Raw genomic sequence first — 12,597 nt, 5'->3', positions numbered from 1 at the left:
CCCCGCGGCGTGAAAACCGTCGGACGCGTCGGTCGGCTCTCCGTGCCGCGGCTCCGCATGGAGGGATAGCCGCGGTCCCGGGATCGAGCGTCAATCTATGTTGGCGCGCCCGGCGCGTAGCGTCGGACCATGGCGGCGCAGAACTCCGCGAACTCCGCCCGGACCAGCGGCGCGCTGGTGTGATGGGGCGAGATCCCCCGGTGCTCGGGCGTGAAGCAGAAGGTGACGGTGACGTCGAAGTCCTTCAGGGCCTCCATCTGCCGGTCGAACCAGTCGAGCGCCCCGGGGCGGAAGCTGTCGGCCCAGGACAGGCCGGTCCGGAGATAGCGGACGCCCAGCCGCTTCATCCACGCCACGGCCTCGTCGAGCCGGTGATCCTCGAAGTGGAACCATTGGCACAGGCCGATCTCGGGGGTGTGGCGGGCGAAACTCTCCAGGGCGATCTTCGGCGTGCCGTCCTGGCGCAGCAGGCCCATGTGGAAGTGCCGGTAATAGGAGGAGCCCTCCGCCTCCTTGTGGCGGGTGGTGGCCTCCCATTCCCGCGGCAGGTCGTAGAGGCTGTACCAGTGGATCCGCGGCGCCCGGCCGGAGAGCAGCTCGAGGGTGCGGCGCAGGCCCCAATCCTGCACCTCCTCGGCGCCGAAGGTCGACACGCCGACCTCCGAGACCCAGACCGGCAGGTCCGTGACCGCCCGGATCTCGTCGACCTTGGCCGGCCAGTCGTGGATCGACCACAGGTTCCAGTCGAGGGGGAAGCCGTGCACCGCCACCGCGTCGACGGCGTCGAGGACGCCCCGCCCCTGCATGTTGCGGATGAAGTGCGGGTCAATCGGCGAGATGCCGCCGAGCACGCGCGTCAGGTTCGGGTTCACCGCCCGGACAGCGTGGCCCGCCTCCTTGACCATCTCGGCGAAGAGCAGCCAGTCGGGATCGATCTCCGGGTCCCAGTGCGACTTGTTGTTGGGCTCGTTCCAGAGCATCACCGAGTCGATCATCGCGTGCTTCCGCGTCCTTGAGCATCCGCGCGCGCAGGATATTCGGCCCCCAGCCCATAGGGGACCGGCGCGGTGCGGCAGATGTAGACCTCCGCCTCGGGCTGGGCCGCGATGCGGAAGCCGCTCGCGCGCAGCATCGCCTCGATGCCGGCGCGGTTGGGGATCCACCAGTTGGTCCAGTCGTGCGCGTAGGCGCGCTCGACGAAGTGGAGCTTCGGGTATCCCGGCAGCTCGAACTGATCCATGTCCCAGAAATCGTAATCCTCGGCGATCGCCTCGACCGTCCGGCTGCCGCGCAGCATCGACTGGAACACGAACAGGTCGCCGGCCACGTGCTCGCGGATCAGGTCGAGGGCGAGCAGCGGGTGGCGCAGGTGATAGAGCACCCCCATGAACAGCACGATGTCGAACCGCTCACCCAGCGCGCCGACGTCGTAAACGGACAGGTTGCGGAACTCGATCTCCTGGCCGAGCCGGGCGGCGGCGAAGCGGGCCTGGTCGAGGTAGCGCTCGTCGGCATCGACGCCGAGCACGCGGGCCGCGCCGCGCCGCTTCATCTCGATGGCGTAGAAGCCGCCGTTGCAGCCGATATCGAGGACGGTCTTGCCGGTCAGGTCGGCGGGGATCGCGTCGGCGAACCGGCGCCACTTCACGTTCGGATAGTCGCCCAGGAAATGGTCCGGGGCCGTCCAGACACCGCCGCCCAGGTCGATGTTGTGGAACCAGGGGCCGAGCGCCTCCGCCTGGCAGCGCAGCGCCGCCGCGGAGGTCTCTGGGCCTGGAATGGCGGAGGCCGTCATGGTGCGGTCCGTTCGTTGATGGAGACGACGCGCCCGCCGCCGGGCCAGAGGGCGAGTTCGCTGCAGGAGGCCGGATCGACGACGATCCGGTCGTAGGCGTCGAGGCCGAGGCCGAGGATCCGCAGGAGCGCCGCGCGGATCACGTCGCCGTGGCTCACCAGGATGGCCGGCGCGCCGTCCTCGGCGAGGCGGTCGAGGACCCGGCCGACGCGGCCCTGCGCCTCCGCCATGCTCTCGCCGCCCGGCGGCCGCGCCGTGGCCCGCGCCGCATTCCAGGTGGCCCAGAGGGGATCGGCCGCGAGGTCGTCGAAGGTACGGCCCGTCCAGGCGCCGACCTCGATCTCGTCGAGGTCGGGCTCGGTCCCGACCGTCAGACCGAGGGCCGCGGCGATCGGCGCCGCGGTTTCGGCGGTGCGCGCGCGGGGGCTCGCCAGCAGGGTGGCAGCGCCGCTTCCGGCGAGGCGGCGCGCGACGGCGTCCGCCTCGGCACGGCCGGCCTTGCTCAGGGAGACGCCCGGCATGCGCCCGCACAGGACCCGGCCGAGCCGGTCATGGCTGCCGTGGCGGACGAGGACAACCCGCCTCATGCGGCGCCTCGCCCGTCGCGGGCCCGCATCACGCCTCCTCGCCCGCCACGAAGCGCAGGGTGCGTTCCCGCGCCTCCGTGTCGGTGAACTGCCGGGGCGGCGACTTCATGAAGTAGCTCGACGGGCCCTCGAGAGCGCCGCCGAGGCCGCGGTCGAGGGCGAGGCGGGCGCAGCGCACCGCGTCGATGACGATGCCGGCGGAGTTCGGCGAATCCCACACCTCGAGCTTCAGTTCGATGTTGAGGGGCGCGCCCCCGAAAGCGGTGCCTTCGAGGCGGATATGCGCCCATTTCCGGTCGGTCAGCCACGGCACGTGGTCGCTCGGGCCGACATGGACGTCGCCCGGGGCGAGCGGCGTGTCGAGCTGGCTGGTCACCGCCCGGGTCTTGGAGAGCTTCTTGGATTCCAGTCGCTCGCGCTCGAGCATGTTCAGGAAGTCGGAATTGCCGCCGAAGTTGAGCTGGTAGGTCCGGTCCAGCCGGACCCCGCGCTCGCGCATCAGGTTGGCGAGCACCCGGTGCACGATGGTGGCGCCGACCTGGCTCTTGATGTCGTCCCCGACGATCGGCAGCCCCCGGGCGGCGAAGCGCTCCGCCCATTCGGGGTTCGACGCGATGAAGACCGGGATGCAGTTCACGAAGGCGCAGCCGGCCTCGAGCGCGCATTCGGCGTAGAACTCGGTGGCCGCCTGCGAGCCCACCGGCAGGTACGAGACGAGCACCTGCGTATCGGTGCGCCGCAGCTCCGCCACCACGTCGGCGACCGGCTCGGGCGATTCCGCGACGAGGCCCTGCAGGTAGCGGCCGATCCCGTCGAGGGTCGGCCCGCGCCGCACCGTGACGCCGGTCTCCGGCACCGCCGCGAAGCGGAGCGTGTTGTTGGGCTCCGCCAGGATCGCCTCGGAGAGGTCACGTCCGACCTTGGCGGCATTCACGTCGAAGGCCGAGACCACGGCGACGTCGCGCACCCGGTAGCCGCCGAGATCGGGCGACATCAGGCCGGGCACGGCGTCGCCCGGGCCGGCGTCGCGGTAATGGTGCAGCCCCTGCACGAAGGACGACGCGCAGTTGCCGATCCCGACAAGGCCGACGCGGATGGGGGCGGGAGCCATCAGCGCCTCGGCGGTTCGCAATGGGGTTCAGCCGACGACAACGGCGCGCTCCTCGATCGACGGACGCGGTTGGCGCGGGGCGATCTCGCGGGAGAACCACGCGATCGTCGCCTCCAAACCCTCCTCCAGCGGCACCTTGGGCGCCCATCCGAGAAGGGTCTCGGCGCGGGTGATGTCCGGCCGCCGGCGCTGGGGATCGTCCACGGGCAGCGGCCGGCGCACGATCCGGGACGGCGTCTCGGTCATCCGCACGACCAGGGCGACCAGCTCGCCGACGGTCATCTCCCGGGGATTGCCGAGGTTGACCGGGCCGTCGAGGGCCGTCTCGGCGCGCATCAGCCGGAGCAGGCCGTCCACGAGGTCGCTGACGTAGCAGAAGGAGCGGGTCTGCTCGCCGTTGCCGTAGACGGTGATGTCCTCGCCGGCGAGCGCCTGACAGATCACGTTGGAGACGACCCGGCCGTCATCGGCCCGCATCCGGGGCCCGTAGGTGTTGAAGATGCGGGCGACGCGGATGTCGAGTCCGTGGCGGCGCTCGAAGTCGAAGGTCAGGGTCTCGGCGGAACGCTTGCCCTCATCGTAGCAGGCGCGCGGCCCCGTCGGATTGACGTTGCCCCAGTAGGATTCCTGCTGCGGGTGCCGCTCGGGATCGCCGTAGACCTCGCTGGTGGAAGCCTGGAGGAAGCGCGCGCCGGCATCGCGGGCGAGTTCCAGGAGTCTGCCGGTGCCCAGCACGCTGGTCATCATCGTGTGGACCGGATCCGCCTGATAGTGCGGCGGCGAGGCCGCGCAGGCGAGATTGAACACCCAGTCGAAGCGCGGCAGCAGCGGCAGCGGCTCGGTCACGTCCGCCTCGATGAAGTCGAAGCGCGGCTCGGCGGCGAGGTGGGCAAGGTTCGCCCGCCGGCCGGTCAGCAGGCTGTCCACGCAGGTGACGCGGGCCCCGTCGCCGATGAGCGCGTCGATCAGATGCGACCCGATGAACCCGGCGCCGCCGGCGACGAGGACTCGGACACCCCTCCTGTTTGCCACCATCATTCTCCCGCGTGCCTAGTGACCGATGAGCGCGAGGCCGGGCGCGGCCGGACGGCCGGATCCCCGCCGGGCCCGCACCTCGACGAGGAAACGTTCGAGATCCTCGGCGCGCGCGGCCGCGGTGTGCCGGGCAAGGATCGCCGCGCGGGACGCCGCGCCCAGGCGCCGCCGCTCCGCCTCGGACCGTCCGTGCAGGATGGCGAGGACCTCTTCCGCGCCTCCCGGAAGCAGGATCTCGCGCTCCGGAACGAGCAGCGTCTCGAGGCCGTCCCAGCTGTCGGAGATCACCGGCGTGCCGCAGGCGCCCGCCTCGAACAGGCGCACGCTCGGGCTCCAGCCGGCCCGGACCATGTCGGCGCGGGTGACGTTCAGGGTGTAGCGGCTCGCCGCGTAGAAATCGGGATGCCGGTCCGGCGGCAGGTGCTCGATCCGCTCGACGTTGCCAGGCCAGTCGATCGTGGCCGGATATTGCGGACCGGCGACGGCGAAACGCAGCTCCGGGGCGCGGCGGGCCGGCTCGATCAGCAGGCGTTCCAGGGCCGGCTGACGGTCCGGGCTGTAGGTCCCGAGATAGCTCAGATCGTAGCGGGCCGGACGGTCGAGGGCCGGGTAGGCTTCCGGATCGACCGAGCAGTAGAGGGCGCGGGCGGACGGCGCTCCGTAGGTGCGCTCCAGGCGCCGCAGGGTCGGGCCGCCCGTGAAGGACAGGTAGAGGTCATAGTCGCGGATCTGGTCGGCGGCGAGATACGCGCAGCTGCCGGCCTCCAGGGCCGCCAGCGTCACCGGGGTGTCGATGTCGTAGAAGGCGCGCACGCCCCGCGCCCAGTCGAGCACCCGCTCACCGGCCGCGATGCCCTCCGGCACGTAGGAGCCGACGATCACGGCATCGGCCGCCGCGATCGCGGCGCGGTACGCCGCGAGCCCGTCGAGGTCGGCGTAGAGGGCGAGATCGCAGAAGCCGGGATCAGGCAGGTCGCGGTGGGCGGCGTACCAGGGTACGTCGCGCTCCAGGAACAGCACCGCGTGGCCGCGCGCCGCGAAGGCCTTGAGCAGGGCCCGGTAGGTGGTGGCGTGGCCGTTCCCCCAGGACGAGGACAGGCTCAAGCCCAGCACGACGAGGCGCAGCGGGGCAGTCCGGAGGAGCTGCGGGGCCGTGCTCACGCGACGCTCCGTCGGATCGCTCCCGCCGCCGCGTCCGCCTTGCGAGCCGCCTCGCGTCGCAGGATCGCGTCGACCTCGACGGCCCGGCGCGCGTAGGCGTGCTCGGCCGTGATCCGGCGGCGGGCGGCCGCGCCGATGGCGCGGGCGCGCTCCGGGGTCAGGGCGGCGATGTGGTCGGCCACGTCGCGGCCGTCCCGGGCGACCAGCACCTCGCTCCCTTCGTCGAGGAACAAGCCGAGGCCCTCCCAGGCGTCGGTGATCAGGCAGGCGCCGGCGCCCGCCGCCTCGAATACCCGGGTGGCCGGCGAGAAGCCCACCGCCGCCATGCTGTCCCGGGCGATGTTCAGGACGGCGAGCGGCGTCGTGTTGAAGGCGTTGTGCTCGCGCGTGTAGACGTGCCCGAGATGCCGGACGTTCAGCGGCAGGCCGCGGCTCTCCCAGCCGTTGCCGCCGATGAGGAAGGACCGCTCCGGCAGGCGCGCCGCCGCGGCGAGGAAGAACTTTTCGACGCGGGCCTCGCGGTCGGGCAGGCGGTTGCCCAGGAAGGCGAGGTCGGCCGCGAAGCGCGGCTCCGGCGGCACCGGGAAATGGGTCTCCGGGTCCAGGGCGTTATAGATCGGGATGCAGGCTCGCGCCCCGAAGCCCTCATAGGCCGAGACCACCGGCGGCCCACCTCCGTAGGTGAGCACGAGGTCGAGGTCGGGAAGGGCGCGGCGCAGGGCGTGGTCGGGATTGGCACGCATCTCGGCGAGCGTTGCCGGGGCGTCCACGTCCCAGAAGATCCGCACCGCCTCGGGGCGGGCGGCGGCGATCACGCCTGCGAGCAGCTCGTCGTCGAACACCCCGACGCCGCTCGCCTTCACGACCACGTCGGCCTCGGCGGCCTCGGCGATGACCGCGCGCGCCGCCTCGATCGTCGCCGGGTAGACCTTCACGGCCGCGTAGGGCGGAGGCTCGATGTCCCGGTGCTGCTGCCGGTCGAAGGCGTCTGGCTCGTAGAACGTGATCGTGTGGCCGTGCTGCGCCAGGGCGGCGAGCATGCCCCGGTAGTAGGTCGCGGCGCCGTTCCAGTAAGACGACAGCAGGGAGGAGCCGTAGAAGGCGATTTTCACGCGGTGGCCTCCAGTGGGGTGGGCGCCCGCAGGCCTTCGGCGATGGCCAGCAGTTCCTCGGCGCGATGCGCGCAGGTGTGGCGCGCGCGGATGGTGGCGAGACCCGAGGTCGCGAGTGCCGCCCGGAGGGCCGCATCCGCCTGCAGGGCGCGCAGGTGGCTCTCCATCTCGGCGCCGGTCCGGGCCACGAGGTAGTCCCGGCCCGGACGGAACAGACCCTCGGCGTCGTCCCAGGGCGCGCAGACCAGGGGGATGCCGCAGGCCAGGGCCTCGAACACCCGGATCGTCGGGATGCCCGGCAGGCGCTCCACGTAGAAGCGCCGCGGCACGTGGACCGTGGCGCGGTGGCGGGCGAACAGGCCGGGCGCCGCGGCGTTGGCCGCCCAGCCGTGGTAGCGGGCGCCGTAGCGCCTCAGGGTCGCCAAGGCCGCCTCGGGATAGCGCACGCCGTAGATGTCGAGGGGCAGGCCGACCCGTGCGGCCGGGCGGAACAGGAAAGTCTCCAGTTCGGCGCTGCGCTCGTCGTCGCCCCAATTGCCGATCCAGACGAGCCCGGCGCGTTCGCCCTCCGCGGCGGGCGGATGGAACAGGCGGGTATCGGCGGCCTCGTGCCAGACGAAGGCGCGGCGCCCCCAGCCCTGCGCCCGATAGACGGCGGCGAGGGTCTCCCCGAAGGCGAGCACGCCGTCGTAGCCGGAGAGATCGAAGCGCTCCATCTCCTCCGGGGCGCTGACTGCCCGGTGGTGCGTGTCGTGGAACAGGAGCGTGTAGCGCGCCCCGCGGCGCCGGGCGGCCCCCAGGGCCGCCACCAGGGCCGGCTCGCTCCACTCGTGGACCACGACGAGGTCGCATTCCGCCACGCGCTCGACCATCGCGTCGATGGCGGCGTAGCGCTCGGAGGCAAGCTCCGGATAAGCCGCCCGGTAGGCGTCGAGGCCGACCTCGCCGTGATCGCGCAGGAGATTCTCCAGGCTCCAGGCCCCCGCGGGCTCGTAGGCCGCCACGCGGTGGCCGCGCGCCATGAGTTCGCGCAGGACGCCGCGCAGGAAATGCGCGTTGCCGTGGTTCCAGCACGAAGCCAGCGAGTGGGTGAAGTAGGCGATCCTCATGCGGCGGCTCCACCGAGCCGCGCCGGCGCCCCGGCGAGAAGTCCGCGCAGCACGCCGAGCACCCCCTCGGTCATCGCCTCGACCCCGTAGCGGGCGGCGCGATCGGCAGCGGCGGCCCCGGCGGCGGCGCGGCGGACGGGATCGTCCAGGAGGCCCTGCACGGCCTCGGCCGCAGCGGCATCGTCGTCGGCGCCCACGAAGGCGGCGGCGCCCTCCCACAGTTCGCGAAAACCTGGCCTGTCCGACAGGACCAGGGCGCAGCCCGCCGCGGCGGCCTCCAGCACCGCGAGGCCGAACGGCTCGTAGCGGGCGAGCGACACGAAGACCGGACGGCGGGCGAGTTCCGCGGCGACGCCGGCATCGTCGAGCCGCCCGAGGAGCTGCAGGTGGCGCGTCTCGACCCGCGCGCCGTTCGGCCCGTTCACGGAGCCGGCGGCGCGCAGGGGCGCGGAGAGGCGGCCGGCGAGGCGGTCGAGGGCGGCGGCGTTCTTGGCCCGGTCCCAGAGGCGGCCGGCCGTGAAGGCGAAGGGCTCGGCGAGCCGGGACGGCACGCCGCTCGGGGCGCGCCCGTTGCGGACCACCACCGGCAGCTGCGCGAGGCCGCAGACGCGGGCGGTTGCGGCGGCGTGCGCCCGGGTCGGCGCCAGGAGCGCGTCGGCGGCGCGGCAACCCCGGGCGGTGAGGTCGTGGCGCCAGGCGAGATCGGCCGGGAGCGGGCCGGTCTCGACGGAATCCCACCACGTCGCCACGCAGGAATGGCACACGGCCGCCACCGGCACGGGGAAATCCGCGAGCGCCATGGCGGGACTGTGCAGGTGGACAAGGTCGGCCCCGATGTCGCGCGCAAGCCGCGCGAGCGCCCGCGCGGCGTCCAGCACGGAATCGGGCGTCTCGGCGGTCCAGTCGAGGGGCAGGCCGGTGGTAAGGATCCGCGCACCCGTCACGTTCTGGGCCGCCTCGATCCGCGCGTCGGTCGGCGCAGGCCCCAGGACCGCCACGGTCACGGCCAAGCCCCGCCGGACGAGGCCGGCGGCAAGGTCGAGGCTGTACTGCCAGACGCCGCCCACCGCATCCGCGCTCATCAGGACGTGCGGCGCCGTTGTCCGGGAGGGGCTCAGCAGCACCCGCATGCGGCCTCCAGCTCGGAAAGCGGCAGGGGGCGCTCGTCCTGGATGTCGCTGAACTGGGTGAACTGGCCGAGGTAATGCGCGTGCGCCCGCTCCCAGGCCCGGTCGTCGGGCTCGCCCCAGAGGCGCCGGTAATCGGGGGAGCTCGGATAGGGGTAGAGCGGCACCGGGTCGTTCGCCCAGACGCCCTGGCCGCGCAGGCGGTCGCGCCACGTGGCCACGAGGTCGGGATCGTCGCCCGCCATGGCGATGAGGTTCGCCTGCACGAACGGCACCGTGCGACGGGCGTGGATCAGCCGCTCCGCGAGATCGTCCGTGGAGGCGCGGCAGCGCTTGTCGAGGGCGGCGCGGCCCGCCTCGGTGAGGCTCTCGATCCCGGCCTCGATGGAGACGCAGCCCGCCGCTCCGAGGAGGTCGAGCATGTCGGGCTTCCACAGGTCGATCCGGGTCTGGATCCCGAAGCGGAGATCCCGGGCGACGAGGGCCTCCAGCAGCGGCTTCTGCGGCAGGAAGATCTCGTCGACGAAGTAGACGTAGGTGACCCCTTGCGCGATCAGCCCGTCGATCTCGTCGAGGACGATACCGAGATCCCGGCGCCGGTAGGCGTCGCGGAAGTCGATCTTGGCGCAGAACGAGCAGGTGTAGGGACAGCCGCGCGAGGCCTCGACCTCGGCGCCCGGCCCGTCCGGAGCGGCGTCGAAGCGGTGGTGGTGGTGCCGGTGCCGGGCGATCCAGCCGTCCGGCCAGCGCAGGGCCGGCAGATCGGTGAAGCGACCGGCATGGGGCGGCCCGGTCACCGCGGTCGCATCGCAGTCGCGGAAGGCCAGGGCAGGGACGGATCGCAGGTTCTCGCCGCGCAGATCGCCGAGGCCCGCAAGCCGGGCGACGACCTCCTCGCACTCGCCGCGCACGACGATGTCGCAGCCGAGCTTGTCGAGCACAGGCCGCGGGGTGGCCGAGCCGTGCGGGCCGACCACCACGGTGGTCCCGCCCCGGCCGGCCAGGGTGTCCAGGAACGCGCGGGGCACCCGCAGCTCCGGCGGGGCGCAGCGCCAGAACAGGTAGGTGGGTGCCGTGGTCACCACGGTCATGGCCGGCGCGAAGGCCGCCACCCGGTCAGAGGCGGTCTGGGCGGTCAGGCCCTCGAGATGGGCGTCGACCAGCAGCGTCTCGTGCCCGGCGGATTCCAGAAGCGCGGCCGCGTAGGCGAGCTCCAGGGGCAGGTGGGGCTCGCGGCACCCGAAATAGATGCTGTTGCGGTAATCCCAGGGCGGGTTGACCAAGGCGACTCTCATGCGGCCGCTCCCGCGATGGGGGCGGCAGCGCCGGCCTGCTCGCGCCCGGAGGCGAGCCAGGTCCGGAGCCAAGCCATGAGGTCGGCGACGCCCTCGCGCCAGCCCAGGAAGGGTTCGAGGCCGAGGCTCTCGACGGCCCGGCGCGTGTCGGAGACGTAGTAGCGCTGGTCGCCGGGTCGCCAGTCCTGGAAGCTGCGCTCCACCGGGCGTCCCAGCAGCGCGCCCACATGGTCGAGGAGCTGGAGGAGGCTCACCGCGTTCCCGGGCCCGCCGCCGATGTTGAAGGCGCGGCCGGCCGCCTCGTCGATGCGCGCGAGCGCCGCCCGGTAGACCGTCACCACGTCGCGCACGTGCAGGATGTCGCGCACCTGCTTCCCGTCGCCGTAGAGCGTGATGGGCTGGCCCGCCAGCGCCCGGATCAGGAAGTGGGCGACCCAGCCCTGGTCCTCGTTGCCCATCTGGCGGGGGCCGTAGATGCAGCTCATCCGCATCACCGCCGCCGGGATGCCGAAGCTCCGCGCGTAGTCGAGGACGTACTGGTCGGCGCCCCCCTTCGAGCAGCCGTAGGGCGTGTGGAAGTCGAGGGGCCGGGTCTCGCCGATCCCGCGTTCGCGCAAGCTGGAATCGGCCGGCAGGTAGGCGTCGCCGATCGCGTCGAGGGCGATGTCGGGCAGATCGCCGTAGACCTTGTTGGTCGAGGCGTAGAGCACCGGCACCGGCCGCGACTGCGCCCGCACGGCCTCCAGCAGGTTCACGGTGCCGAGGAGGTTGACCTCCATATCGGTCCGGGGCGCGACGAGGCTCGTGGTCACGGCGACCTGGGCGGCGAAGTGGAACACCGCCCCCGCCTCCGCCACCGCGCGGCCGAGCTCCTGCGCGTCCCGGATATCGGCGATGATCGGGGCGATCCGGCTGCCGTGGCGCTGCCGCAGCCACGCGAGGTTGGCCTCGACGCCCGGACGCGACAGGGCATCGTAGACGATCACGGCGTGGCCGTCCGCCGCGAGGCTGTCGGACAGGTTGGCGCCGATGAACCCGGCCCCGCCGGTGACGAGGATCGGCCGGCCGCTCACGCGACGAGACCGCGTGCTTCGAGTTCGCGCCGCGCCTCCGCGACACGGTCGATGGCCTGCTGCTCGGCCACCCAGGCGGCGAGTTCGGCGAGCCCCTCCTCGAAATCCCGACGCGGCGCGTAACCCAGCTCGCGCTGGATCTTGCCGATATCGGCGATGCAGTGACGGATGTCGCCGAGTCGCGCCTGGCCGGCGATCTCCGGCTCGATCCCCTCGCGGCCCATGGCACGGGCGAGGAGCCGGGCGACCTCCCGGACCGTGCGGTCCCGGCCGCTGCCGACATTGTAGACCTGCCCCGCGGCAGCCGGGTGCTCCAGGGCCAGCGCGAAGGCCTGCGCCACATCCTCAACGTGGACGAAATCGCGCCGCTGCTCGCCGTCCTCGAAGATCATGGGCGGCTGGCCGTTGTGGAGGCGGGCCGCGAAGATCGCCAGCACGCCGGTATAGGGATTCGAGAGGGCCTGGCCCGGCCCGTAGGCGTTCCACAGGCGGAGCGCCACGCCTTCCATGCCGTAGGCGGGGGCAAGCGTCAGCGTCAGGCGCTCCTGCATGTACTTGGTGAGCGCGTACACGGAGGCCAGCGCCGGCCGCTTCGATTCCGGCGTCGGGATCGGCCGCATGGGCTGCCCCTGCGCGTCGAGGGGATCCCAGGGCTCGCCGGGCCGACGCGGGCGGCGCACCACCTCCTCGGCGGTGGCACCGTCCGAGGTGCGGTAGAGCCCCTCGCCGTAGATGCTCATCGAGGAGGCCACGACCACGCGCTTCACGGGGGCGTCGATGAGCTGCTGGAACAGCACGGCCGTGCCGCAATCGTTGACCGAGACGTAGCGCTCGACCGCGTACATGCTCTGGCCGACGCCGACCTCGGCCGCGAGATGCACGACGCGGTCGATGCCGGACAGGGCACGGGCCACCGCCGCGCCGTCACGGACGTCGCCGAGATGGAACTCGACCTCTGGCGGCAGCATGTCGGCGCCGCTTTTGCCGCCGCCATGCACCTGCTCGATCAGGCTGTCGAGCACCCGCACGCGATACCCGCGGCGCAACAGCTCGGCGGAGAGATGGCGACCGATGAAGCCGGCGCCACCGGTAATGAGTACGAATTCCGGCACGAGGCGTGAAATTCTCCTGCAAGGACTTAAAGCTATGTAGATCGGGAATCCGATCCCGATGAAACAACTCAGGTTAAATT

General features: G+C 72.4%; 12 protein-coding genes. All 12 read right to left on the bottom strand.

Features of this window, described 5'->3' with window-relative positions; translation table 11 throughout:
* Positions 1-95: 95 nt before the first annotated feature.
* The 12 genes from ACYCO6_RS15605 to ACYCO6_RS15550 are packed head-to-tail and all read right to left on the bottom strand — an operon-like array spanning position 96 to position 12,517.
* Positions 96-995, bottom strand: coding sequence for a glycoside hydrolase 5 family protein (locus ACYCO6_RS15605; protein WP_459772738.1), 900 nt, complete (start codon positions 993-995; stop codon positions 96-98).
* Complete coding sequence (locus tag ACYCO6_RS15600; RefSeq protein WP_459772737.1) at positions 992-1,795, bottom strand: TIGR04290 family methyltransferase; 804 nt, start codon at positions 1,793-1,795, stop codon at positions 992-994. Before ACYCO6_RS15600 ends, ACYCO6_RS15605 begins: the two co-directional genes overlap by 4 nt.
* Positions 1,792-2,382 (bottom strand): histidine phosphatase family protein, encoded by a 591-nt coding sequence (locus tag ACYCO6_RS15595; RefSeq protein ID WP_459772736.1) that lies wholly within the window; start codon positions 2,380-2,382, stop codon positions 1,792-1,794. Before ACYCO6_RS15595 ends, ACYCO6_RS15600 begins: the two co-directional genes overlap by 4 nt.
* Positions 2,383-2,410: 28 nt before the next feature.
* Entirely contained in the window at positions 2,411-3,493 is a 1,083-nt protein-coding gene (locus tag ACYCO6_RS15590; RefSeq protein WP_459772734.1) for an inositol-3-phosphate synthase, read from the bottom strand.
* A gap of 27 nt (positions 3,494-3,520) precedes the next feature.
* Entirely contained in the window at positions 3,521-4,528 is a 1,008-nt protein-coding gene (locus tag ACYCO6_RS15585; protein WP_459773585.1) for a UDP-glucuronic acid decarboxylase family protein, read from the bottom strand.
* A 15-nt stretch (positions 4,529-4,543) separates the two neighbouring features.
* Positions 4,544-5,689 (bottom strand): CgeB family protein, encoded by a 1,146-nt coding sequence (locus ACYCO6_RS15580; RefSeq protein ID WP_459772733.1) that lies wholly within the window; start codon positions 5,687-5,689, stop codon positions 4,544-4,546.
* Positions 5,686-6,801, bottom strand: coding sequence for a CgeB family protein (locus tag ACYCO6_RS15575; protein WP_459772731.1), 1,116 nt, complete (start codon positions 6,799-6,801; stop codon positions 5,686-5,688). Before ACYCO6_RS15575 ends, ACYCO6_RS15580 begins: the two co-directional genes overlap by 4 nt.
* The gene (locus ACYCO6_RS15570) at positions 6,798-7,910 is read right to left on the bottom strand and encodes a CgeB family protein (protein ID WP_459772730.1); all 1,113 of its coding nucleotides are present in this window, start codon (positions 7,908-7,910) and stop codon (positions 6,798-6,800) included. The genes ACYCO6_RS15575 and ACYCO6_RS15570 overlap by 4 nt, the downstream gene beginning before the upstream one ends.
* Complete coding sequence (locus ACYCO6_RS15565; RefSeq protein ID WP_459772728.1) at positions 7,907-9,040, bottom strand: glycosyltransferase; 1,134 nt, start codon at positions 9,038-9,040, stop codon at positions 7,907-7,909. Before ACYCO6_RS15565 ends, ACYCO6_RS15570 begins: the two co-directional genes overlap by 4 nt.
* A complete protein-coding gene (locus ACYCO6_RS15560) occupies positions 9,025-10,332 on the bottom strand; it encodes a TIGR04295 family B12-binding domain-containing radical SAM protein (protein ID WP_459772726.1) in 1,308 nt (435 codons plus the stop codon). Before ACYCO6_RS15560 ends, ACYCO6_RS15565 begins: the two co-directional genes overlap by 16 nt.
* Complete coding sequence (locus ACYCO6_RS15555) at positions 10,329-11,405, bottom strand: SDR family NAD(P)-dependent oxidoreductase (RefSeq protein WP_459772724.1); 1,077 nt, start codon at positions 11,403-11,405, stop codon at positions 10,329-10,331. The genes ACYCO6_RS15560 and ACYCO6_RS15555 overlap by 4 nt, the downstream gene beginning before the upstream one ends.
* Positions 11,402-12,517 (bottom strand): NAD-dependent epimerase/dehydratase family protein, encoded by a 1,116-nt coding sequence (locus tag ACYCO6_RS15550; RefSeq protein ID WP_459772723.1) that lies wholly within the window; start codon positions 12,515-12,517, stop codon positions 11,402-11,404. Before ACYCO6_RS15550 ends, ACYCO6_RS15555 begins: the two co-directional genes overlap by 4 nt.
* Between the last annotated feature and the right edge of the window lie 80 nt (positions 12,518-12,597).

This window comes from Methylobacterium sp. CM6257, from assembly GCF_054611515.1.
This window is presented reverse-complemented; position numbering and strand designations above follow the sequence as displayed.